The sequence below is a fragment of the Cellulomonas chitinilytica genome, assembly GCF_016862675.1.
GTDB lineage: Bacteria > Actinomycetota > Actinomycetes > Actinomycetales > Cellulomonadaceae > Cellulomonas > Cellulomonas chitinilytica.
Map to the genome: position 1 here is coordinate 1 of NZ_BONK01000015.1, position 23,832 is coordinate 23,832.

Sequence of the window (23,832 nt, forward strand, 5' to 3'; positions counted from 1 at the left end):
CCGGTCCGTCTTCGCGGGCTTCGTGCCGCCGGAGACAGCCGCCCGCGGCCCTGACGCTGCGTCGAGCGCGCGAAACCCCGGCTGCCCTGCCACGAGGGCGGAGGGCAGCCGGGGTCCGCTCACCGGAAGTGCGAGGCCACCGCCAGGGCGACGACCAGCACCACGAAGCCCGTCAGCAGGCAGACCCCGATGACCACGATCTTGGGGGTCTTCCGACCGCGACGGGTCGTCGAGGCCAGTCCGCCGGCCAGACGAATGAGCGCGCCGTTCGGATCGGATTGGGCAAAGTCACCGTCCATGCTCACCCTCCGGATCCAGAAATCGCGTAGCTGTTACTGGGGCGAACCCACACCGGCGACCCACGTGCCGTACACGGTATAGGCGTACTGGCACGAGGCGGCGCCGCAGTAGTAGTTGTTGTAGATCGCCCGGTGCTTGTACGCGGTGGGGTTGTACCGCTTGATCAGGCCTTCGCCCGGCGCGCAACCCGAGTACACCGACGCCGCCGTCACACCGTTCTGGGTGTACTCGATCGTCTGGATGTTGCCGTACTCGTTCGACGTGACGGTCTTGTACCTGGTCACGCTGTGGGTGGCGGGGTCACTGAAAGAGACCGTGCCGACGTACTTCACGGTGTTCGCGGTGCCGCAGGGGCCCTGCAGCTTCTCGGTCCAACCCAGATACGGCTGTGCCGAGTCCGCGTTGGCGTCGATCGAGAAAAGGCTCACGCACAACGCTGTCGCAGCAAGAATGCTGAATGCCCGCTTCATCTGTTCCTCCAGTTCGACGTGTCTTTGGTGACCGTAGACTTCCGGCGGGCGCCGCGCGGGGCTTTCAACCGCTTTGCGCGTGAATCACCCGATTGGGCGTACCCGCGATGTGCGCGGCGCTTCCCGGTCGACTCGTCGACCGTCGTGGGTCACCCTGACCGGCACGAGCTGCACGGGCGCGAGCAGCCTTCTCGGCTGAGCCGGCTGCCGGCTGCCGGCTACGGCTTCGCGAGCTTGGTACCGAACGCCGTCTTGACCAGACCCTCGACGCGGAAGGCGTCGGCCTCGCTCTCGAGGTTCTCGTACACGGCCTGCATAGCCTTGCGGGTGTCCTCGGCGGACACGCGGACGTTGTCCACCTCGTCCGGGGTCGGTGACTTCTTGGCGGCCGTCTTCCAGTCGCCGAGGAGGGCCGTCAGGCCCTTGTCGACGGCCCGGTACCCCGCCAGGAGGTCCTTCTCGACCTGGGTCGGCTTCTTGATCGCCGCGAGCTTCTTGATCTTGGGCTGCACGACGGCGGGCTGCCACCTGGCGAACGTCGGGATGTGCGGCGCCGCGGGGGAGAGCGTCGAGCCCGTCTCGGCGAGCTTCCCGAGGGCCTCGTAGGCGTCGGCGTGCGCCATGAGGAAGGTGAGGAACTCCCGGTGGGCGCCGTACATGACGTCGAACATGCGGCCGGCGTGGGCGACCTGGGCGGGGTCGAGCTTGGTCGTGAACCTGGTGGCCTTGATCGCGTCGACGACGTCCTTGCGGATCGTGGTGGTCGCGACGATCTGGGCGGGCGACTTCTTCTGGTCGAGGAGCGACCGGATGACGAGGAGATCCTGGTCGGTGTGCCGGGACTCGTGGTACAGCGTCCCGACCACCTCGGTGACCTCGTCGTCGGTGAGGTGCTTGACGAGCGTCGGGGTCACGCCGGGGCGCTTGCTGAACTTCGACACGTTCACCTCGACCAGCCACGTCTTCGAGTTGAACTCCCCGAGCGCGCCGTCGCCGGTGACGAACGTCCACGCGAAGAACGGGACCCCGCTCGCCTTGAGCTCCGCGGCGATGGGCGCCATGAGGGTGTCGACGAACTCCTTGAGCGCCATGTCAGGCTGCGTCTTGCGCAGCTTGACGGCCTGGTCGACGTACTTGTCCTGGACGGGCTGCTTCTCGAGCCCGTACGGGGCGCGCTGCACGACGGGTGCGGCGGACGCCCCCGCGTGGGCCGCGAGGAACCGGCGGGTCACCTTGTTGCCGGCGGTGCGCTGGAGGTCGAGGACCGCCTCCGGGTCGGTGGGGTGCCGTCGGATCGTTCCCGCGACGTTCCGGCGGCGCGGCGCACGGACCGGACGACCGCTGTCGCCGGTCGTTCGTGACGTGTCGCTGCGGTGCGCTCGCACGGTCGGATCCCTCCGGCGGAGACCTCGTCCCCCGATCGTAGGACGGCGCTGCCGGACGGCCCGCCCGGGCGCAGGTAGGTTGACGCGGTGCCGTCCTACCGGGTCAGTGCCGCGGTCGGGCTGCTGCAGCCCGGGGTCGCGGCCCCCGACGTGCTGCCCGAGGCCGTCGAGACGGCACGGGCGAGGGTGACCGTCGAGGCGTTCGACGTGGCCGTGGTCCGCGGCCAGGCGCGCGTGACCGTGCGGTTCCAGGCGGACGACGACCAGTCGGCCCGGCGCGCCGGCTGGGCGGTGCTGGCCAGGCTCGACGAGCTCGCCGACATCAGCGGCCGGTCGGTGACCCGCCGCTACGGCAACCGCTGGTACAAGGTCTGACCGCTCGTCAGGCGAGGTCCGCGACCGCCTTGGCGATGCGGCGCTCGCGGGTCTCCGTGGTCTTCGCGGCCTCGATCGGCTCGACGATCGCCCGCTGGCGGCTGTAGGAGAGCGCGTCGAACGCGGCACGCGCCGGACCCGTGAGCGCGGCGGCGAGGTCGTCGGGCACCTCGACGGTCCGGGGCGCGTCGTCGACCTCGAGCTCGACCTCGACGTCCTGGCCGCCCTCGACGCCCGCCGCGGCCCGGTTCTCCGCGCTCAGGCCGATGAGGTTCTGCCCGTTGTACGGCGCGACGGTGCTCCGGTACGAGTGGCCGTTGAGCGTCACGACGACGGGGACCCGCTTGCCGCGGCCCAGCGCCGCGACGACGTCGTCGGGCACCGGGATGCCCGTGGCCGTCTTGCCGCTCTGCAGGATCGTCGTCCGGAAGCGCATGGCCGCAGCCTAGGCCCGGCCCGTCACGCCGGGGGACCGGGCGAACCTCAGAACGGGGGCCCGTACAGCTGCCGCACCCCCCGGTCGAGCCAGCGCGCGACGTCGCCGGGCGCGTTGACGACGTCGTCCACGTACTCGCCCGCCTTCTTGCCGGCCCACCGGCCCAGCTTCTTCGCCCCGACCCCCACCTGCGGCCCGACGTTGCCCGCGATCATCATGTACAGCGGGTTCACGGCGGGGTCCGGGGACAGGGAGTGCGCGAGGACCGGGTTCCACACCGCGGGGTCGGTCGCGAACGCGTCGATGCCGACATAGGCACCCTTGTCGACGTGCGCGACGTCGGGGATCAGGTCGAGCGCGGCCTCCCCGCGCGAGGTGCCGCCCGTGCGCACGACGTCGTCCACCGCGTCGCGGGACGCCGTGGACGCCGCCTGCGCGACCGCGATCGTCTCGGGATGCCCGCCGAGGCTCGCGTCGCCGTACGTCGTCCACTCGTGGCCGACGGCGTTGCGCACCTGGATGCCGGCGGAGTTGTAGAAGTCGTGCACCGTCTTCAGCAGCAGGCTCGGCATCTTCCCCGCCGCCGCCAGCCCGGCGGCGATGCCCGGCACCACGAGGCCGGAGGCCGTCAGCCCGAGCGGGCCCATGGCGCGCTTCTCGCACGACACGAGGGCGTTGAGGATCGCGGCCCGGTTGCTGGCCCAGTACGTCTCGCAGAGCGCGCGGCCGTCGTTGCCCGACACCAGGTGCCCGGAGGCGAAGGCGTCGGTGAGGTAGTGGTCGGCGAAGGCCGACGAGAGGTACGCCTGGCCCTCGAGCCGTTCGGGCTCGCCGGCGAGCGAGCCCGTGTCGAGCGCCGGGGACGGCGGTCCGGCGAGCTCGCCGGGCGAGCCGGGGACGGCGGCGGCCGGTCGCGCCGCGGCGTCGGCCGCGGTCCGGGTCCCCTCCCGGACGCTGGGGGCCGTCCCGGCCGCGATCGACGGGGCGGTCGCCGCCGGGTTGCGCAGCGTCCACGCACGCCGGGCCAGGTCGAGGGCGAGGCGGTGCTTCGGTCGCCAGTTCTTGCGGATGTTGTCCGGCGAGAAGTGGGCCTCGTTGGAACCGGCGAGGTCGATGAACCCCGCCTGGATGTCCGGTGCGCCGCTCTCGACGTGCTCCCCACCGGCGACCTCGCCGTGCGCGCCCGACGCAGTGTCCGCGTCCCCACCGAGGACGTCCTGGCGGGAGCCCTCCCGGTCGTGGCCGGTGGTGGCCAGCTCGTAGTCCGCGTTGTTCTGGTTGGCCTGCGCGGACGTCGGCCGGTAGACGGTCGCACCGCCTTCCGAGCGCGGTGCCGCCTCGGCGCGCTCACGGTCCATGACGGTGAGGATCGACTGCAGCTCGGAGGCGGGTGCCTTGAGCAGCGCCTCGGGTGACCGGTAGAAGTCGCCGGACAGCGCGACGATCTGCCCGTAGGTGAGCACGACGCCGTTGGGCAGGCGCACGGTGCGCTGCGCGCCGCCGCCGGCGTCGCCGAGGCTGCGGTGCTCCCACGCCTCGTACCGCTGCACGACCAGTGCGGTCGTCGCGCGGTTGCCGGCCAGCCGCTGGAGGCGGGCCAGCCCGGCGGCGCCGCCCGTCGTCGCCAGGGGAGGCCGAGATCTCGGGCGGCCGTCGCGCGCGGGGGCGGCACGGTCGAAGGTGCCCACGGCCCGACGGTAGAGGACCGGCAGGGCACACGACGTGCCCGTTCGGGCAACCGTGCGGGTGAGGGGTGGCTAGCCGGCGGTGGCCCGGCCGGCGGCGGACGCGGCGCCCAGCCACGTGTGCGGGTTGCGGTCCCAGCACCAGCCGAGCTTCGCGCGACGCTCGCTGATCCAGACGGCCGGGACACGCTGGTTCGTCCCCGTGCGGGACCCCAGCAGGGAGAAGCACTTGTTCGGGCGCAGCAGGTCGGGCCGGACCGCGGTGACGGCGACGCCCTCGTCGATCGTCAGCGGGGTGCGGGCGCGACCCGTGATCGTCACCAGCGCGTCCTCCGGGCGGACGTTGCACAGCTCCGACCCGCTGTCGACGTCGACGAGCAGGTACGGGACGCCCGGCAGGTCGAGACCGGGCAGCGGGCGGTAGGTCGGGGCCTCGTCACGGTCGATGACGGACACCCCGAGGCGCGCGCCGCGGCGCATCGCGGGGGCGGTGTCGTTGACGTCGAGACCGGGCAGCACCAGCACGAACGCGGCGCCGTCGCCGGGGACCGCCGGGGTGGCCGGCGACGCGGGGAGGGCGTCGGCGAGCGGCGCGACGCGGGCCCGGAACCCCGGCTCGTCGAGCCCGAGCAGGGCCGGGAAGCCGAGCTCGACGTACGCGGTGACCTGGCGTTCGAGCTCGGCGTGCGGTGTGGCGTCCGGGTCGAACGCGGTCGCGGCCGGGGAACCGGGCGAGGCGACCGTCGGCAGGTCGGGGTCGACGGGGGTGAGGGGGATGCCCACGGGCTCTCCTGAGGTCGGCGACGGGCCCTGTCCAACGGTCGGCGCCGGGCGAGAGTTCCGAGCGGCTGCGCTCAGAGCAGCGGAGCGCCGTTCCCGAGGACGATCGGGTCGCCGACCGGGCGGGCCGGACGGGCCCTTCCTGCACCCGCAGGGCGGGCGGGCGCGTACTCGTGGGCGACGCGCAGGCTCGGCCTGCGGGCGTCGCACGCCTCGACGAGGACAGCCGGGGCGCCGTCGTCGGGCAGCACGCCGACCCACGCGACCGCCGCGCACGACGCACCCGACGCCCGGACCCACGCGCGGGCGGCGGGGGTGTCGTCGAACTCCTCGAGGTCGGCGCGACCACCGACCTCCACGACGGCGAACGGGCGGGCCGACGGGTCCGCGGCGAGCGCGTCGAGCATCTGGCCGAGCGCCCGCAGCGCCAGGCCCTGCGCGGACGGGGACGGCGGGTACGGCAGGTCGGCGGGCGTCGGCACCGGGCCGGCCGGGGTCGCGTTCGGTGCCGCGGACCGCGCCGGCGTCACGTCGGGCCGCGAGGTCGTCACGGCCGGCGGGGGCAGCGGTGCGGTCTCGGCCGACGACCGGGGTGTCGGGACCGTCGGGGACGTCGTGCCCGTCTCCTCGGTCAGGTGCGCGGCGGCGGCCACGACGTACCCGGCCCCCCACCCGGGCGCGCACCCGGTGTCCCAGCGCGCGCGGATGTCGTCGAGCGGGAGCACCGCCGCGGCACCCGACAGGGAGACGACCGCGGGCGTCAGGCCGGACCCGGCGGTCCGCATCATCCACCGGGCGCCGGCCGCACGGGCCACCACCAGGTCGCCGAGCGCGACGCCCAGGGCGGCGACCAGACCCTCGGGGACCGGCCCGCCGGCGGCCACCCACGACGCGTGGGTGCGGTGCACGAAGGTGCCGACGGCGTCGGCGGCCGACGTGTCGACGCCCGACGAGCGGACGTGCGCGCGCAGACCGTCGAGGTGGTGGCGCTCGTTGGGGGTCAGTGCGCGCATCCCGGCCGCACCTGCGCCGGGCGCGGGCAGCGTCGGGCGGACGTCGCTCATGCCGAGCGCATCGGCGGGCCGCCCGCCGCGCTTGAGGCGGTGCCGCGGTGTTCCACCGGATGGCGGTGCGTCGCTGCCCCGACGGCCGGCGCGGGTCGGTGCGGGTCGGTGCGGACGACGTGCGCGCGCCTGACCTGCGGGCACGCCGTCCGCTGCGGGTGGCGGTTAGCCTGACGGGCGAACCGCCGCGCCTGCGGGTGCGGCGCCGGGTCGTCGGAGATCCCCGGGAGAGGTGATGGTCCACCGCGTCGTCGCCACCGCCGCCGTCGTCGTGCTCGTCGGGGGTGCCGTCACGGGTGGCGCCTGGCTGCGGGCCGACCGCGCCGACCAGGCCGCCGACGCGCGAACGGCGGCGCAGGACCGTGTCGCCGGTGCCGTGACCGCGTCGGCCGACGACCGGTCGACCCAGGTGCTCGACGACATGACGGGCGTGCGAGCGGACACCCTCGGAGCCCAGGGCTCGGCCGCCGCCGCGCTCGCCGCCGCCGTCACCGCGGGCGGCGAGGTGCTCGCGGCGTCCGACGGGGCCGTGACCGACGAGGCCACCCGTCAGGCGCTCGCGGACGAGCTGGCCTTCGCGCAGGAGTCCGCCGGGACGTCGCCGCTGGCCCTGCGGGCGGTGGTCCTGCGGGTCGCCACCGCCACGGCCGCCGTGCAGGCGTCGCACGACGCGTGGCTCCAGCAGCAGGCCGCCGCGCCGAAGCCGCCGCCGCCCGCCGGGACCACGAAGCCCACCTCGACGACGACGACGACCGCGCCCTCCTGCGAGACGACGTACACCGGCCCGCCGTTCTACACGTCGCCCCCGACCGACGGAGGCGACGGCTCCAACGGCCGGCTCCCCGCGTCCGCGCTCACCGCGATCTCCTGGGACGTCGACCCGCACGGCACGCCGTACTACCTGAAGAACGCGGCCGCCGCGGCCCTCGAACGTCTCGACGCCGCGTTCGTCGCCGCCTTCGGCCACCACCTCGACCTCGACCTCACCTACCGGGACTACGACACGCAGGTCGCCATGCGGGACGCGCTCGGCACCGTCGCCGCCGTGCCGGGGACGTCGTCGCACGGCACGGGCCTCGCGCTCGACGTCCCCGAGCTGCCCTGCGAGTACGGGTACGGGACGCCGCAGCGTGACTGGCTGGTGGCCCACGGCCCGTCGTACGGGTGGGTCGTGCCGTCGTGGGCGACGCAGGGTGGCTCGAACCCCGAGTACTGGCACTTCGAGTACCGCGGCTGACGCGCGACCTCAGCCCGGCCGGACCGCGTCGGCGCTGCTCGGCACCGTGAGCCACGAGACGACCCCGCCGCCCGCCAGCAGCCCCGCGCACACCAGGAGCGCCGCCTGGTACGCCGGCCCGAGCGTGCCGGGGTCCGTCAGCGACGTCCCGACGCCCGCGACGAGCGGCAGGACGGCGATGGCGAGCAGACCGGCGATCCGGGCGACGGCGTTGTTCACCCCGCTCGCGACGCCCGCGAGCCGGTCCGGTGCTGCCGCGAGGGCCGTGGTGGTGAGGGGAGCGACGGTCGCGGACAGCCCCAGCCCGAACACGAGCACCCCCGGCAGCACGTGGGTCACGTACGGGGCGTCGGCGCCGATCGTCGACAGCATCACCGCGCCGGCCGCGCAGACCAGCGGGCCGACGGTCATCGGCAGCCTCGGGCCGATCCGGTGGCTCAGCGCCCCCGCCCGCGGCGAGAGCAGGAGCATCAGCGCGGTCACGGGGAGCGGGGCGATCCCCGAGGCGAGCGGCGAGTACCCGGACACCACCTGCAGCGTGACGACGAGGAAGAAGAACAGGCCGGAGATCGCCGCGTAGATCAGCAGCGTCGCCGCGTTGGTGCCCGCGAACGGCCGCCACCGGAACAGCGCGGGCGGCAGCGAGGGTGCGACGGCCCGGGACTCGACGATCACGAACGCGACCAGGGCGAGCACGCCGCCGGCGAGCGTGGCGACGACGACCGCGTCCGGGGTGCCGACGGACGTCCACCTCGTGAACCCGTACGTCAGGCCGGCGAGGCCGAGCGCACCGAGCACGGTGCCGGCGACGTCCAGCCTCTTCGCGGCCTCCGGGTCGGCGCTCTCGGGCACGTGCCGCAGCGTCACGGCGACGACGAGCGCGGCGAGCGGCAGGTTGATGCCGAACACCCACCGCCACGAGGTGAACTGCACGATCCAGCCGCCGAGGAACGGCGCGACCGCCCCGGCGATGCCCCCGAGCCCGGACCACGCGCCGATCGCCCGCCCGCGGTCCTCGCCCGAGAACGTCGACTGGATGATGGCCAGCGACCCCGGCGTGAGCAGCGCCCCGCCGACGCCCTGCAGCGCCCGCGCCGCGATCAGCAGCCCGATCGACGGCGCGACCGCGCACCCGAGCGAGGCGACCGCGAACCAGACGACGCCGACGAGGAACACCCGCCGCCGCCCGAACCGGTCGCCCAGCGAGCCTCCCAGCAGCAGGAACGCGGCGAGCGTGAGCGCGTACGCGTTGACGGTCCACTGCAGGTCGGCGGTGTCGGCGTCGAGGTCCTCCGCGATGTTCGGCAGGGCGATCGTGACGACGGTCGCGTCGATGAACGCGATCGCCGAGCCGAGCACGGTCGCGAGCAGCACCCACCGGCCGCGCGCGGACGAGTAGGTGACGGCGTCGTCGGGCGGGACCGGAGCTGCCTCGTCGGGCGCGTCGGGAGCCGCGTTCTCGGGCCGGTCGTCGGGCCGGTCGTCAGCGGGGCCGGTCACGGTCCTTGCTCGGCTGCACGCGCTTCGGCTCGCCGGGCATCTTCGGGTACTCCGGCGGGTACGGCAGGTCGCCGTGCCCCTCCTCGGCCTCCTGCCGGGCGGCCAGCTCGAGCAGCGGCTCCAGCGAGTACCGGGGGGCGGCGTGCGCGACGAGCGGGGCGAACAGGTCACCGACCTCCGCGAACCGGGCGGGCATCGTCAGCACGTCGAAGTCGTCGGGGTGCACGTCGCCGACCTCGTCCCAGCGCAGCGGCGCGGACACGGTGGCGCGGGGGTTGGTGCGGATCGAGTACGCCGAGGCGATGGTGCGGTCGCGGGCCATCTGGTTGTAGTCGACGAAGATCTTCTGCCCGCGCTCCTCCTTCCACCACTTCATCGTGACCTGCTCGGGCATCCGCCGTTCGAGCTCCCGGCCGAACGCGATGGTGGCCCGGCGGGCCTCGACGAACGACCAGCGCGGCTCGATAGGCACGAAGATGTGGATGCCCCGCCCGCCCGACGTCTTGGGGGTGCCCTCCATGCCGTGCTCGGCGAGCAGTTCGCGGACGTGCGGGGCGACGCGAGCGGCGTCGGAGAAGTCGGTGCCGGGCTGCGGGTCGAGGTCGATCCGCATCTGGTCGGGGCTCTCGACGTCGTCGCCGAGCACCGGCCACGGGTGGAACGTCAGGGTGCCGAGGTTCGCGGCCCACGCGACGACGGCGAGCTCGCTGGGCGCCACCTCGTCGGCGGTCCGCCCGCTCGGGAACGCGATGCGCGCCGTCTTCACGTACTCGGGCGCACCCTGGGGGACGCGCTTCTGGTAGAACGCGTCGCCCGTCGAGTCCATCCGGGTCGCGAGCTTCGCCCCCTCGAAGACGCCCTTCGGCCACCGTTCGAGCGTGGTCGGCCTGTCGAGGAGCGCACCGAGGATGCCGTCCCCGACCGAGACGAAGTAGTTCACGACGTCGAGCTTCGTGATCCCCCGCTCGGGGAAGTACACCTTGTCGGGGCTGCTCACGCGGACGGTGCGGCCGCGGACCTCGAGCTCGACGGCGGGGGTGGCGGACGGCGACATGCAGCCAACGTAGGGCAGCCCACCGACAGCCGCCCGGCACGGTCGCCGGCCGGTGCCTTTGCCGTGCATCGGTCTGCTGCGCGTCCGGAACCGTCGCGCGCCGAGTGAACCGGACCAGCCACTCGGGCTCATCCGGGCGTTCGGCGAACGGTAGTTCAGATGGGCGGCAATCGGTAGCGTAGAATGCCTGCTAACGGTAGCGTAGAGGGCTTGCTACCGGTAGCGTAGACATCGTGCAGCCATACCAGACTCGGATCCTGGACAGCCTCCTCGACGAGCTCCACCCCGCACTCGGAGCCATCGAGCTGCACGGCCCGAAGGGCGTCGGGAAGACCGCGACGGCGCGACGGCGCGTCCGCTCGGTGGTCGCCCTCGACGACCCGTCGACGCGTGAGATCGTCGCCGCCGACCGCCAGAACCTCACTCGACTCGACGGGCCCGTCCTCGTCGACGAATGGCAGCGGATGCCGGAGGTGTGGGACATCGTCCGACGCGACGTCGACGACCGCGGGATCGCGGGGCGCTACCTGCTGACGGGGAGTGCCGCTCCCGCCGGTGCATCGATCCACTCGGGGGCGGGGCGCATCGTCGGCCTGCGACTGCGTCCGCTCAGCCTCGCCGAGCGAGAGATCGACGATCCGACAGTCTCCGTCGCGGAGCTGCTGGTCGGCGGTGCGGCCATCGACGGCAGGACCGCAGTCGGGCTCGTGGACTACGTCGAGGAGATCGTCGCGTCGGGCTTCCCGGACATCCGGCGTCAGGGCTCGCTCGTGCGAGGAGTTCGACTCGACGCCTACCTCGACACGGTCGTCCGACGCGAGTTCGCCGAGCAGGGGCACGCGGTCCGACGGCCTGCGACGCTCCGGGCGTGGTTGGCGGCGTATGCCGCTGCGACCAGTTCCACGGCCAGCTACAACGCGATCCTCGACGCCGCCACACCGGGCGAGTCCGCCAAGCCCGCCAAGACGACGACGATCGCGTACCGGGACACGCTCCAGAGCCTGTGGCTGCTCGACGAGGTCGAGGCTTGGCTTCCGACGACGAACGACCTCGCGAGGCTCGGTCAAGCACCGAAGCACCAGCTCGCGGACCCGGCCCTCGCGGCGCGTCTGCTCGGGGTCGATGCGGCCGCGCTGCTTCGCGGGGCGACCGGCGAGCGTCATCCCGGTGGCCTGCACCGGGGAACACTCCTCGGCGCACTCTTCGAGCACCTGGTCACCCTGAGCATGCGGGTGTACGCGGAGGCGTCGGGAGCGACCGTCCACCACCTGCGGACCCGCAACGGCGATCACGAGATCGACCTCATCCTTCGTCGGCCCGACGGCAGCGTCGTGGCCGTCGAGGTCAAGCTGAGCGCACAGGTGACGGACGCCGACATCCGTCACCTGCGGTGGCTCAAAGGGGTGCTCGGTGCCGACGTCGTCGACTCGGTGGTCGTGACGACGGGTGAGCACGCCTATCGTCGATCGGACGGCATCGCCGTCGTGCCGGCGGCGCTCCTCGGACCGTGACGACGGACCGACGATCGAAGCCGACGCGGCGAGGTTCATGTGGGCGTGGCCCGGCGACGCGGCGCCCCTGCGATGGGTCGCCGGTGCGGTGATCGCCTTCGGCCGGGCCGCCGTCACCTAGACGCCTGCACGGCGGGTGGACGAGAAGGCTCGTCCCGCTCAGTCCGTGCCGATCAGCCCGCGCTGGTGCGCGACCGACACCGCCTCCGCCCGCCCGGACACCCCGAGCTTGGCGAGCAGGTTCGAGATGTGCACGGACACCGTCTTGCCGGAGATGAAGAGCTTCTCGCCGATCTGCCGGTTGGACAGCCCGTGCGCGACGAGGGCGAGCACCTCGGCCTCCCGTGCGGTGAGCACGTCGGTCCCGGCCGCCCGGACGCCGGGCAGGTCGAGCCGCCCGCGGCGGGCGAGCCCCCGGAGCGCGGTGGCCAGCGGTTCCGCCCCGAGGGACTCGGCCTCGGCGAGCGCCGCGGCCACCTCGTCGCGCGCGAGGTCCCGTGAGCCCTGCTCCAGCAGGGACTCCGCGAGCCGCCACCGGGTGCGGGCCTGCTCGTAGCGGTAGCCGTAGGAGAACTCGTCGAGGGCCGCCCGCCACAGCTCGGGGTCGTTCGTGCCGACGAGCCGCGCGTGCTCGGCGTGCGCACGGGCCAGCCACCCGCGCCCCTCCGGGCCGAGCACGCCGCCGCGCGGCCGGCCGATGTCCGCGGTGCGGACCGCCCGCGCGAAGAGCCGCTCGCCGGCCTCCAGCCGAGGGGTGACGTCCTTGCCGACGAGCCGCTCCTGCGCCGCAGCGTCGGCGAGCGCGGCGAGGCCCAGCGCGCACAGCCAGATGCCGCCGAGGAAGTCGTCGGTCCAGGCGTTGCTGAGGAAGTCGATGACGCGCTCCACGAGGGCGACGGCCTCGTCGAGCTCGCCCCGCCAGGTGAGCGCGTCGACGGTCGTCCCGCCGCTGACGAGGGCGACGTACCCGTCGAGCCCCCAGGCGCGTTCGAGCGCCCGGCCCTTCTCGACGGCGTCCTCGTCGCCGCGCGCGACCGCCGAGTACAGGGCCGTGGCCTGCAGCGCCGCGACCATCTCGTCCGGCACGACCCCGCGGGTCGGCACGGGGGTCAGGTCCCCGGACGCGTAGCGGAACAGGTGCCCGAAGACGACGAGCTGCACCCCGTACGGGCTCCACGCCGTACCCGTCTCGCGGGCGCGGACGGCCCCGTCGTCGAGGATCCGGATCGACTCGGCGAGCTCGCCCGCGTAGTAGTGGTGGCTCGCCAGGTTGAACGTGCTGCGCAGCTCGGTCGCCACGTCGCCCGCGGCCCGGGCCCGGCGCAACGCGTCCCCGAGGAGCTGGGCGGCCCGGTCGGCGTCGTGCACGACGAGCACCGCGAGCGAGGTGAGGGCGTCGGACTCGGCGTCCGCGGCACCGACGGCCTTGGCCATCTCGGCGGCCTCGGTGGCGGCCTGCCCGGCCTCGTCGTCCCGGTCCGCGTTGAGGGCCGCGCGGGCGTACGTCGCGAGCGCCCACGCCCGGTTCGGCGACGGGGCTGCGGGCAGGTCGGCGAGCGCGCGCTCGGCCTGCACGAGCGCGTTGCGCACGTCGTCGAGCCCGAGCAGGTACCGCGCGAGGCACGTCCGCAGCGCGGCCTGCTGCTCGCTGCCGTCGGGTGCGGCGTGCATCGCGGCACGCGACAGCTGGACCGCGCGCTCCGGCTGCCCGGCCAGGCTCGCGGCCTCGGCGGCGGCCGAGATCACGTCGACGTGCGACTCCCCGAGCAGCGCCTCGGCGTCACCGGCCCCCTCCCACAGCCGCAGCACGACCTCCAGGTGCCGCAGCTCCTCGACGGGTGCGAGCACCTGCTGCGCCTGCGTCGCGGCGTCGCGCGACGCCCGCAGCGCCGTCGGGATGTCGGGGACCCGCACGGCGTGGAAGGCGAGCTGGGACGACGGGCCGAGCGACGGGTCGGCGGCCAGCGCCGACAGGTAGGCGCGGTGCAGGCTCGACTGCTCCCCGGGGAGCAGGTCCGTGTAGACGGCTTCCGCGAGCAGCGCGTGCCGGAACGCGATCCGGCCGTCCTCGCCGCCGAGCACGTGGTGCGCGACGGCCTCGCGCAACGCGGCGTCGACGTCTCCGGGGGTGCCGAGCAGCGGGTCGCCGACGGCCGCGACCGCGGCGCGCAGCAGCGGCTCCGAGACCCGCCGACCGGCCACGGACGCGACCCCGACGAGCCGTTGCACGGCCGGTTCGAGCACCTCGAGCCGGCTGCGGAGCACGTCCGCGAGCGACCACGGCAGCGCGTCGCTGCCGTCGCCTGCCTCGAGGAGCTCCTCCGCGAAGTACGCGTTGCCCTCGGACCGGTCCTGCACGCGGTGCAGCGTGCTCTCCGGCACCGGGCCGCCCGTCACGGCCGTGGTGAAGTCGCGCAGCTCGTCGGGCGTGAACGGGGGCAGGTCCATCCGCGTCACGCGCGGGTGCCGGGCCAGCTCGGCGGCGACGGGCCGCCACGGGTGCCGGCGGTGCAGGTCGTCCGTGCGGTAGGTCGCCACGACCAGCACGTGCTGGTCGCGCAGGCGGGCGACCAGGAACCGCAGCACGTCGCGGCTCGACGCGTCGGCCCAGTGCAGGTCCTCCAGCACGAGCAGCAGCGGGTGGCCCGGGCGACCGACAGCGCCGAGCACCTCGGCGATCCCGTCGAACAGCTGCAGCCGGCCCGCCCGGTCGTCGCCGCTCTCCTCGTCGGGCGCGCTGCCGGGCAGCAGCCGGGCGAGCGCGGGACGCTCCACGACGACCGCACCGACGGCCTCGGCGTCGACCTCACGGAGCTGCGCGAGCGCCTCCGCGAACGGCAGGTACGGAAGGCCGATCTCACCGAGGTCGACGCAGTGCGCGACGACGACCCGCGCGCCCGTGGCCGTCGCGAGGTCGGCGACGTGCCGGACGAGCCGCGTCTTGCCGACCCCCGCGTCCGCCGCGAGCAGGACGAGCCCGGGCACGCCTCGGCCCGCGCGGTCCAGGCCGTCCATCAGGTCGGCCACCTGGTCCGCGCGGGCCACGAACGGGGTGCTCATCGGGCCGCGTGCCATGCCCCCGATCCTCGCAGCAGCCACCCACGCGTGGCGCCCCTCGACGCCCGTCGAGGGTGGTCGGCCCGCGGGCGGCGTGCCCGCTTCGGGCGGCGACCGGCGGCGCGTGCGAGCTCCTCGCGGTGGAACGCGACCTGTGCGTCGAGCGCGGGTCCCCAGATCTCGGTCATGGTGTGCTCCTCGAGTGCGTCGGGCGTTCTTCCGTCGACGATGAATCTGCTCGTGAGGTGGGGGCCCGCGGATCGGTCGACCGACGGGTTGTGCGGCGTCCTTCGGTCTGAGGTCCGTCTGAGGTACCTCAGACGACGGTCCGGGGGTGTACCGCCGCAGGTCAGGGGTGCACGATGGGCGGCATGGGTCTCGTGCAGGTCGCGCAGCGCGCGACGGATCTCGACCGCGCGTCCGCCTTCTACGCGGACCTGCTCGGGACGCCGCCCACGGCACGGTTCGACCCGCCCGGCCTGCTGTTCTTCGACCTCGACGGCGTGCGGCTCCTGCTCGACGCGAACGCTCCGTCGTCGCTGCTCTACCTGCGGGTCGACGACGTCGCGGCGACCGTCGAACGGCTGCGCGGTCAGGGCGTCGAGATCGAGTCGGAGCCGCACGTGATCTTCAGCCACGAGGACGACACGTTGGGGCCGGCGGGCACCGACGAGTGGCAGGCGTTCGTGCGGGACTCCGAGGGGAACCTCGTGGGGCTGGTCGCGCAGACGCGCTGATCACCGGCGGGATCGTTCACCTGCCCGTCACACAAATCGTTGCTTCGAGTCACGAGGCTCGTGATTGGATGCTCCCGCATGTCCGTGCCGCGCCCCCGGGGTGGCGGTCTTCAGCGCAGGGGGGCGTCTCATGCACAAGGTCAGCCGTACCCGTCGGATGAGAGCGCTCTCACGCGGAGTGGGGACCCTCGTCGCCGCGACGCTCGCCGTCGTCGGCCTGGTGGTCCCCGCGCAGGCCGTGACCGGGATGCTCCCGTTCGCGGTGACGAACAGCTCCGGCCTGAGCGGCAAGACGTACCTCTACGTCATGGCCCGGGACCAGGCGTCGGGCGTCCAGGGCTGGGTGGACGGCGCCGGCACGTGGCACGCGTTCGACCTGCCCGACGAGGTCCCGGACGGCACACCACCGCCGGCGGCGCCCGACACGGCCATCGCCGGCCCGGCCAACGGCACGACCACGACGCTGCACCTGCGCGCGGGCCTGGTGTCGGGCCGCATCTACATGTCGTTCGAGAACAAGCTCGACTTCTTCCTGGCGCCCGAGGGCCTCGTCGAGCCGGCGGGCTGGGTCGAGACCGACCCGAACCACAACACCCTGTTCGACTGGGTCGAGTTCGCCCGCGACGGCTCCCGCTTCTTCATCAACACGACCATGGTCGACATGTTCAGCGTGCCGATCTCGGTGTCGGTCGTGCACGGGGACGGCCGGCCCGAGACGCAGGGCCGGCTCGTCACGAACGGTCGCAACCGGATCTTCGACGACCTCAAGGCGTACGGCTGGGGCGACCTGATCCAGTACCGCGACGGCGGCCAGCTGCCGCTGCGGGCGATGGCACCCGTCCACGGGGTCGAGGACGGCTCCATCTCGGCCGGGTACTTCTCCTCCTACGTGAACGACGCGTGGACCTACTACTCGAGCACGCCGCTGACGGTGACGACGGCTCTCGGCACGTTCACCGGGAAGGTGTCGGGAGGCAAGTTCGTCTTCACGGACGCCGCCGGTGCGCTCGTCGGGACGTTCAGCAAGCCGTCGACCACCGACCTGCTGGCCTGCGAGGGGGCGACGCAGCCCGGAGGGCAGCCCCAGCACGACGCGGCGCTGGCCGTCGGGGCGCGGCTGTGCGCCGCGTTCAACCGCGGCACCCTCTCGACGCCCGGCCACAAGCGCTCCGACGTGCAGGCGACGCACGACGCCGCGTCGTTCTACCCGCCCGGCATCGCGTCGAACCTGTACTCGAAGGCGATGCACCGCAGCGAGGCGAACGGCAACGCCTACGGGTTCGCCTTCGACGACGTCGCGGAGTTCAGCCCGAGCATCAACTCGGAGAACCCGAAGATCGCCAACATGACGGTGACCCCGTTCACCGGTGGCGCGGGGGCGGGTGGCACGGGCAAGCCGGTGACCGCGTCGGTCGAGAAGCTGTTCGGCCACTGGACGTACGGCGGGTACTCCGACGACCCGGTCAACGTGGCGACGGGCAACTTCACGCAGGCCGAGCCGGTCATCGACTTCCCGGTGCCGTGGTCGCCGAACCTGGCCCTCACGTACAACTCCCGGGACACCCGAGCCGGGCCGTTCGGGTCCGGATGGTCGTCGTCGCTGACCGAGTCGGTGACGGAGAACGATGACGGCTCGGCGAGCGTGCGCTGGCCGGACGGGTCGACCGTCGACTACGCGGTCGGGCAGGACGACGGCTACGTCACCCCGCAGGGCATCGACGCGACGCTCACCAGGACGTCGGCCGGCTGGACGACGTCGCGGCCCGACGGTTCCGGCGAGTCGTTCGACAACGCGGGGCGGGTCCTGTCGTTCCGGGACCCCGACGGCCGCGTCGTCACCGTGACCCGCGCGTGGTCGGGGCAGGTGCAGACGATCAACGGCGCGGGCGGGTACGCCCTCACGCTCGCCTCCTCGGGGGACGGGCGGATCACGTCCGCGACGTCGTCGGACGGGCGCACGGCGACCCTCACCTACGACGGTGACCGGCTCGTCGGCATCACCGACCCGGCCGGCGGGACGCGGACGTTCGGCTACGACGACGCCGGCCACCTGGCCTCGATCACCGACGCCGACGGCACGCGTGTCGTCGACAACCGGTACGACGCCGACGGTCGGGTGCTGGAGCAGTCCCGGCCCGGGCAGACCACCGAGGTCTTCGAGTACGACGACGAGCACGGCACCACACGGATCGTCGACCCCGAGGGTGCCCTCGTGGTCGCGTACGCGTTCGACGAGGACGGCCGCCTCACGGCGATGACGGCCGCCGACGGCACCACGACGACCCGCACGTACGACGCCGGCGGACGCCCTGCGGAGTCGACCGACCGCGCCGGTGCGCTGACCACGACGACGTGGACGACGACCGGGCAGGTCGCCTCCGTCACGTCGAACGGCGCGACCACGACGTACGAGTACGACGACGCCGCCCGGCCGACGAAGGTCACCGGCCCCACCGGCGAGACGGTGACGTACAGCTACGACGGCGCGGGCCGGCTCCCGACCGGCGCGAGCCTGCCCGACGGGTCCGCGGTGGCCTTCGAGGCCAGCGGGACGCGCCTCGCCGCCCTCACCGACGCCGACGGGCGCACGAGCCGGTACACGTACGACCCGCAGGGGAACGTCGCGACGGTGACGTCGCCGGGCGGGTCGGTGACGTCGTACGGGCGCGACGAGGCCGGTCGCGTCACGACGACCACCGCGCCGGACGGCGGCGTGACCCTGGTCGAGTACGACGCCGCGGGTCGCGTCGTGTCCCGCACCGACCCGTCGGGCGCGGTGACCCGGACCACGTACACCGCGGCCGGCCGTGTCGCGACCCTCACCGACCCCGACGGCCTGCGTCTCACGTACGCGTACGACGAGGCGGGGAGGGTCTCGCGGGTCGAGGGACCGGACGGCGACGTGACCCGGTACTCCTACGACGCCCGAGGGGACCTCGCCCGCGCGGTCGACCCGCTCGGCGTCGAGACGACGTACACGAACGACCTGTTCGGCCGGGTCGCGTCGTCGACCCGCGACGGCGTGACGACGACGTACTCGTACGACGCGGACGGCCGGCGCACGGCGGTGGAGACGGGCGGCCAGAGCGTCTCGCTGCAGTACGACGACGCGGGTCGGGTGATCGGGTCGACGGACGCCGACGGGAACATGACCCGGTTCGGGTACGACCCGCTCGGGCGCCTGCTCACGACCGTCGCGCCCGACGGCACGACGACGACGTCGACGTACGACGCCAACGGGAACGAGGTCTCCCGCCGGGACCCGATGGGCCGCACCTCGACCGCGACGTACTCGTCCGCGGGCCTCCTCACGTCGTCGACCGACCCGATGGGCTACACCACCCGGTACGCGTACGACGAGGACGGTCGGCTCGCGACGACGACCACCCCGGGCAACCACGTCTACGCGTACGCCTACGACGCGGCGGGCAGGCCGACGTCGGTGACCACCCCGGCCGGGCTCGTCACGCGGTACGGGTACGACGCTGCCGGACGACGGACGTCCGTGACGAGCCCGGGCTCCGGGACCGTCACCACCGAGCTCTCCGACGCCGGGCGCCCGACGTCGGTGACCGACGCCGGCGGGAGCACGGCGACGTCCACGTGGGACGACGCCGGCCGGATGGCGTCGTCGACGGACGCGGCCGGCGGCCGCACGACCTACGCGTACGACGACGCCGGACACCTCACCGCCCGCACCGACCCGCGCGGCGGCGTCACCCGGTACACGTGGACCGACGGCGGGCACGTCGCGACGGCCACCGACCCGCTCGACCGGACGACCTCGTACCGCTACGACACCCGTGGCAACGTCGTGCGCGTCGAGAGCCCCGACGGAGACGTCACGACGTACGCGTACGACCGGGTCGGCCGCCTCGTCGGCCGCACGGACCCGAGCGGGGCGAAGGCCCGGTGGACGTACGACGTCACGGGCCGCCGTACCTCGATGACGGACGCGACCGGGACGACCCGCTACACGTACGACCCGACCGGCCAGCTCACCTCGATCACGGGGCCCGACGGCGACCCGCCGTTCACGTTCACCTACGACGGCGACGGTCGCGTGGCGACCACGACGTACCCGGACGGCACGATCGTCACCGTCGGCCGCGACCCCGACGGCAACGTGGCGGCGGTCACGGACAACCGCGGCAGCTACCTCGCGTACTCCGTCGACGCGGACGGGCGGGTCACCCGCGAAGGCTCGTCGGCCGGTGCCGTGCGGACGTTCACCTACCTCGACGGCCTGCTCTCCCGGTACACCGAGCAGCTCGGCGCGCAGGCGCCCACCGTGTCGACGGGCGTCGAGCGGGACGCGAACGGCCGTGTCACGGGCCTGTCGACCGGCGGCGCCGTCACCTCCTTCGGGTACGACGCGGCCGGGCAGCTGACGTCCGTCGACGGCCCGGGGGACGACGACCGCACCTACACGTACGACGCGGCAGGCAACCGGGCGACGACGACCGCCGGCGGGACGGTCGACACGTACTCGTACGACGACGCGAACGAGCTCACCCGTGTGGAGCGCGGCGACGACACCTGGTCGACGTCCACCTACGACGGCTCCGGGCGCCTCACCGAGCGGTCGGTCGCCGACGGGTCGTCGTGGAAGGTCGACTACGACGGGTCCGGTGCCCCGACGCGTCTCGCGGTCGACGGGACGGTCGCCACGCTCACGCGGGACGGCGACGGGCGGCCGGTGACCGTCGACTGGTCGACCGGCGGGGACGACCCGGCCACCGGGTCCGTCGACCTCGGCTGGCTCACGAGCCCCGACGGGCTGCCGACCGTGGCGTCCCTCGACGACGGGACCGCCACGACCGACCTGTACCGCGGCGTCGGCGGCGCGCTGCTGCAGACGTCGACCGACACGGTCGTGGCCGACGTCTCGCGGGACGTCCTCGGGTCCGTGCTCGGCAACGACGTGCTCGGGCTGCTCGACGGCGGGTACGACGAGTTCGGCGCCCCCTCCGACCCCGCCGGCGCCCCCGTCGTCGGGCTCGGCTACCGCGGACAGCTCACCGTGGCCGGGATCCCGCTCATGGGCGCCCGCGCCTACGACCCGAGCACCGGCCGGTTCACCGCGACCGACCCGCTGCCGCCCGTCCCCGGCCTCGCGGCGACCAGCACGCCGTACCCGTACGTCAACAACGACCCCCTCGACCTGATCGACCCGCTGGGCCTGAGCTCGGTCGGCGACGCGGCCTGGGGATTCGCTGACGCGTTGACGCTCGGCGGGACGAGGTACGCCCGGCAGCACGAGTGGGGCTGGCTGACCGACCACGTCGACTACACCAGCGGCGCCTACAAGGGCGGCATGATCGCCGGCGCCGTGACAGGCACGCTCGTGGTCACCTACTTCACCGCGGGCACCGGGACCGCCCTGGTGGCGGGCGCCTACTCGGGTGCGATCGCGGCCAACGCCATGCCTGCGGTGCTCCAGAACCGGCAGGCGTCCGCCGGGGAGATCGCGTTCGGCGCCCTGACCGGCGCCGCCCTCGCGGGGGGCGCCCTGGGAGTGCAGGCAGCGTTCGCCCGAATCCCAGGCTCGCCGGCGTCCTTCGTCTCGAACGGCGTGTCGCTCGACACGAACGTGATCGTGTCGGCCACGCAGTACGGGAAGGCTGCTGCGGTGGACGCTGCGCTCGGCGGCCGACAGCCGGTCGTGACATCGACCGCTCTCGACGAGTTCCTCGCGGGAGGCGGGGCTCAGGCAGACGTCGATGCGTTCCTGTCGGCGCGAGGGGGCGGCTACGGTCCAGCCGCTTCCGACGCCGCGAGGCAGGAGCTTCTCGATCGACTCGCGACGCACAACAATGGCTTGCTCGCCGGTCAGCAACGCGTGCTCGGGCCTGGGGACCTCTGCGTGGCGGCGGAGGCGTGTCAGCTCGGGATCCCTGTGCTCACGCAGGACTCGCGGTTCTTCAAGACGATGACTGCCCTCGGAATCGATGCGGAGAAATTCGGATGAGCCTCTACAACTCGTTCCGCGCAACGATCACCTGCCCTCATTGTCAGGATGTCGCAGAGCGCGAGGTCCAGTTCCGGTACGGGCACGTGTGGCAGCACGAGTACGTCCTGGGATCGACCATCATCTGGGGGCCGGCTGCCGTCGGCGACCCCGGGCTGCCCCGCGTCGTCGTGGACGGCTGGATGGTCGAGTGCGACGCGTGCGGAGGTGACGGACGGATCGCCCTCTTCCTGCGTGACAACGTCATCTGGGGCCTGGGACCGGTCGCATGGGCGCCCGGACTGCCGAGCAACGGATGGTTGGCGGACGGCGGAGGCTCCGGCTGACCGACCGGTGGAGTCCGTGACGGACGTCGTCGCGGAGGACCGTCGACACGTGCGCGGCGTGGTCGGACGTTCGGACGGCGGACGAGGTTCTCCGGAGACGGGCAGCCGAAGCGCTGCGCGAGCCTGGATGGACGTCGAAGGGGTGACGTGCGAAGCGAGTACACGAGCGACGGGCTGGACGAGAGCGAGCTCGCACCGACGCCGCTGCAGCAGGTCCGTCGGTGGGTGGCCGAGGCGACCGCCCGGCAGGCGGACCTCGGCGACGTCGCCGAGCCCACCGCCCTGTCGGTCGCGACCGTCGACGCCGACGGGCGGCCGAACGTCCGCACGGTTCTCATGCGGTTCCTCGACGCACGGGGGCCCGGGTTCGTCACGGACCTCGGCTCGGCGAAGAGTCGCGAGCTCACCGCGAACGGCGCGGTCGCCGCGTCGCTGACCTGGGCGGCGATGCACCGGGCGGTCCGGTTCCGGGGCCGGGCGGTCCTCGTGGGGCGCGACGACATCGACGCGTACTTCCGGGCGAGGCCGTGGGGGTCGCGGATCAGCGCGTGGGCGTCGGACCAGTCGCGGCCGGTCGCGGACCGGGGGGCGCTCGTGGCGGCCTACGAGCGGTACGCCGCGCTGTACCCGGACACCGGTTCGCCGGACGACGTGCCGGTCCCGGACACGTGGGGCGGCTGGCGGATCGACTGCGACGAGGTCGAGCTGTGGGCGGGTCGACGCGACCGGCTGCACGACCGCCTCGTGTACGCACGAGTCACCGACGGCGACCTCGGCACGCCGACGGCCTGGACGGTGCACCGGCGTCAGCCGTGACCGCGACGAGGTCTGTCGGACGGCGGTCCAGCGGTGGCAGGATCGCGCCATGGACTCCGAGTCGTGGCACCTGAGCGTGTTCATCGACCGCGCGGCGTCCGACGTGTACGCGTACGTCTCGGACCCCGCCAACCTGCCGACGTGGGCGCTCGGCCTCGGGAGCTCGGTGGTGCAGGAGGAGGACGGCCGCTGGTTCGTCGCGACGGCGGAGGGCCGGGTCGGGTTCACCTTCGTGGCGCCCAACGAGCTCGGCGTCCTCGACCACGTGATCTCCCTGCCGGACGGCACGACCGTCTACGTGCCGCTGCGGGTCATCGCCGACGGTGCGGACCGGTGCGAGATCGTCTTCACGCTGCGACGCGCACCCGGGATGTCCGACCAGGAGCTCGAACGTGACGCGGGTCTGGTGAGCACCGACCTGGCCGTGCTCAAGGACGTCCTCGAGGCCGGGCCCGCCCCGGCCTGACACCGGCCGGACCTGCACGAGCGGAGCGCCCGGCCGTCACGCGGTGACGACGTCGGCCGCGGTCGACGGCGCGTCCGGAGCCCGTCCCTCGATCGGGGTGGCCGTTCACCCGCACGTGCCGGTGGTCCCGCCCGGCGGGCACGGCCGGACTCGGGCACCCTGGACGGGTGGGTGATGTCCGGGACCTCAGGAGCGCGGCGAGCGCACGGCAACGCGACGCGCACGTCGTCGACGACGAGCTGGTGCTCGTCGCCGAACGGTCGGCGCCGCGCACGGTGCGGCACTGGGTGATGCGCGCCGTCGCGGAGGCCGGCGTCGGTGGGGTGTCCAACCAGGTCGTCGAGCTGCTGACCGGCGAGCTCGTCTCGAACGCGGTGGTGCACGGGCCGGACGGCGGGTCGATCCACGTGCGGGTCCGGATCGACCGGGCCGACGTCCGGGTCGAGGTCACCGACGAGGGCGGAGGTGCCCCGAAGGCCGGCCACCCGGAGCCGACCGCGCCCAGCGGCCGGGGGCTCGCGCTCGTCGAGGCGCTGTCGTCGGACTGGGGCACCCGGGCGGTCCCGGGGGGCAAGACGGTGTGGTTCGAGGTGCACGGTGAGGCTGACTGACCGTTGCCCCGAACGTCTGGCCTGCGGTTCCGCCATGCGCGCCTACGCTGG

At 73.7% G+C, this 23,832-nt stretch carries 20 protein-coding genes; 9 read left to right on the forward strand and 11 right to left on the reverse strand.

What is annotated here, in order from left to right; genetic code table 11:
• Positions 1–119: 119 nt before the first annotated feature.
• From Cch01nite_RS18640 to Cch01nite_RS18650, 3 genes are all read right to left on the reverse strand, one after another.
• Positions 120–299 carry a hypothetical protein gene (locus Cch01nite_RS18640; protein ID WP_203758003.1) on the reverse strand — a complete coding sequence of 60 codons (180 nt, stop codon included), beginning with the start codon at positions 297–299 and terminating at the stop codon, positions 120–122.
• Positions 300–332: 33 nt separating this feature from the next.
• Positions 333–728 carry a hypothetical protein gene (locus Cch01nite_RS18645; RefSeq protein WP_203758004.1) on the reverse strand — a complete coding sequence of 132 codons (396 nt, stop codon included), beginning with the start codon at positions 726–728 and terminating at the stop codon, positions 333–335.
• Positions 729–988: 260 nt separating this feature from the next.
• Positions 989–2,155, reverse strand: a complete 1,167-nt coding sequence (locus Cch01nite_RS18650) for a hypothetical protein (protein ID WP_203758005.1) — start codon at positions 2,153–2,155, stop codon at positions 989–991.
• Between the two features lie 87 nt (positions 2,156–2,242).
• Between Cch01nite_RS18650 and Cch01nite_RS18655 the strand changes: the two genes are divergently transcribed.
• A complete protein-coding gene (locus tag Cch01nite_RS18655; RefSeq protein ID WP_203758006.1) occupies positions 2,243–2,530 on the forward strand; it encodes a hypothetical protein in 288 nt (95 codons plus the stop codon).
• Positions 2,531–2,537: 7 nt separating this feature from the next.
• Here the strand turns inward: Cch01nite_RS18655 and Cch01nite_RS18660 are convergent, their stop codons facing one another.
• From Cch01nite_RS18660 to Cch01nite_RS18675, 4 genes are all read right to left on the reverse strand, one after another.
• A complete protein-coding gene (locus Cch01nite_RS18660) occupies positions 2,538–2,966 on the reverse strand; it encodes a YdeI/OmpD-associated family protein (protein ID WP_203758007.1) in 429 nt (142 codons plus the stop codon).
• A 47-nt stretch (positions 2,967–3,013) separates the two neighbouring features.
• The gene (locus tag Cch01nite_RS18665; protein ID WP_203758008.1) at positions 3,014–4,654 is read right to left on the reverse strand and encodes a hypothetical protein; all 1,641 of its coding nucleotides are present in this window, start codon (positions 4,652–4,654) and stop codon (positions 3,014–3,016) included.
• Between the two features lie 69 nt (positions 4,655–4,723).
• Positions 4,724–5,434, reverse strand: coding sequence for a DUF5701 family protein (locus Cch01nite_RS18670; protein ID WP_239071030.1), 711 nt, complete (start codon positions 5,432–5,434; stop codon positions 4,724–4,726).
• Between the two features lie 71 nt (positions 5,435–5,505).
• The gene (locus Cch01nite_RS18675; protein ID WP_203758009.1) at positions 5,506–6,495 is read right to left on the reverse strand and encodes a DUF3806 domain-containing protein; all 990 of its coding nucleotides are present in this window, start codon (positions 6,493–6,495) and stop codon (positions 5,506–5,508) included.
• A 235-nt stretch (positions 6,496–6,730) separates the two neighbouring features.
• Between Cch01nite_RS18675 and Cch01nite_RS18680 the strand changes: the two genes are divergently transcribed.
• Entirely contained in the window at positions 6,731–7,732 is a 1,002-nt protein-coding gene (locus Cch01nite_RS18680) for a M15 family metallopeptidase (RefSeq protein ID WP_203758010.1), read from the forward strand.
• Positions 7,733–7,741: 9 nt separating this feature from the next.
• On the opposite strand, the gene Cch01nite_RS18685 is transcribed toward Cch01nite_RS18680, so the two are convergent.
• The gene (locus Cch01nite_RS18685; RefSeq protein ID WP_203758011.1) at positions 7,742–9,232 is read right to left on the reverse strand and encodes an MFS transporter; all 1,491 of its coding nucleotides are present in this window, start codon (positions 9,230–9,232) and stop codon (positions 7,742–7,744) included.
• Positions 9,216–10,286, reverse strand: a complete 1,071-nt coding sequence (gene ligD, locus Cch01nite_RS18690; RefSeq protein WP_203758012.1) for a non-homologous end-joining DNA ligase — start codon at positions 10,284–10,286, stop codon at positions 9,216–9,218. Before ligD ends, Cch01nite_RS18685 begins: the two co-directional genes overlap by 17 nt.
• 233 nt (positions 10,287–10,519) lie before the next feature.
• On the opposite strand from ligD, the gene Cch01nite_RS18695 reads away from it, so the two are divergent.
• A complete protein-coding gene (locus Cch01nite_RS18695; RefSeq protein ID WP_203758013.1) occupies positions 10,520–11,797 on the forward strand; it encodes an ATP-binding protein in 1,278 nt (425 codons plus the stop codon).
• A gap of 159 nt (positions 11,798–11,956) precedes the next feature.
• Here Cch01nite_RS18695 and Cch01nite_RS18700 read toward each other — a convergent pair whose 3' ends face one another.
• Both Cch01nite_RS18700 and Cch01nite_RS18705 read right to left on the reverse strand, forming a co-directional pair.
• Positions 11,957–14,872: a helix-turn-helix transcriptional regulator gene (locus Cch01nite_RS18700; RefSeq protein ID WP_239071031.1), complete on the reverse strand. Its 2,916-nt coding sequence runs from the start codon at positions 14,870–14,872 to the stop codon at positions 11,957–11,959.
• On the reverse strand, positions 14,854–15,042 hold the full coding sequence (locus Cch01nite_RS18705; protein ID WP_203758014.1) for a hypothetical protein: 189 nt from the start codon (positions 15,040–15,042) through the stop codon (positions 14,854–14,856). Before Cch01nite_RS18705 ends, Cch01nite_RS18700 begins: the two co-directional genes overlap by 19 nt.
• 183 nt (positions 15,043–15,225) lie before the next feature.
• Between Cch01nite_RS18705 and Cch01nite_RS18710 the strand changes: the two genes are divergently transcribed.
• From Cch01nite_RS18710 to Cch01nite_RS18735, 6 genes are all read left to right on the forward strand, one after another.
• Complete coding sequence (locus tag Cch01nite_RS18710) at positions 15,226–15,591, forward strand: VOC family protein (RefSeq protein WP_203758015.1); 366 nt, start codon at positions 15,226–15,228, stop codon at positions 15,589–15,591.
• A gap of 157 nt (positions 15,592–15,748) precedes the next feature.
• On the forward strand, positions 15,749–21,562 hold the full coding sequence (locus tag Cch01nite_RS18715) for a beta-1,3-glucanase family protein (RefSeq protein ID WP_203758016.1): 5,814 nt from the start codon (positions 15,749–15,751) through the stop codon (positions 21,560–21,562).
• Complete coding sequence (locus Cch01nite_RS18720; RefSeq protein WP_203758017.1) at positions 21,559–21,888, forward strand: hypothetical protein; 330 nt, start codon at positions 21,559–21,561, stop codon at positions 21,886–21,888. Before Cch01nite_RS18715 ends, Cch01nite_RS18720 begins: the two co-directional genes overlap by 4 nt.
• 147 nt (positions 21,889–22,035) lie before the next feature.
• Positions 22,036–22,704 (forward strand): pyridoxamine 5'-phosphate oxidase, encoded by a 669-nt coding sequence (gene pdxH / locus Cch01nite_RS18725; protein WP_239071033.1) that lies wholly within the window; start codon positions 22,036–22,038, stop codon positions 22,702–22,704.
• A 49-nt stretch (positions 22,705–22,753) separates the two neighbouring features.
• Positions 22,754–23,170 carry an SRPBCC family protein gene (locus tag Cch01nite_RS18730; RefSeq protein WP_203758018.1) on the forward strand — a complete coding sequence of 139 codons (417 nt, stop codon included), beginning with the start codon at positions 22,754–22,756 and terminating at the stop codon, positions 23,168–23,170.
• 167 nt (positions 23,171–23,337) lie between these two features.
• A complete protein-coding gene (locus Cch01nite_RS18735) occupies positions 23,338–23,781 on the forward strand; it encodes an ATP-binding protein (protein WP_239071034.1) in 444 nt (147 codons plus the stop codon).
• Positions 23,782–23,832: the final 51 nt, after the last annotated feature.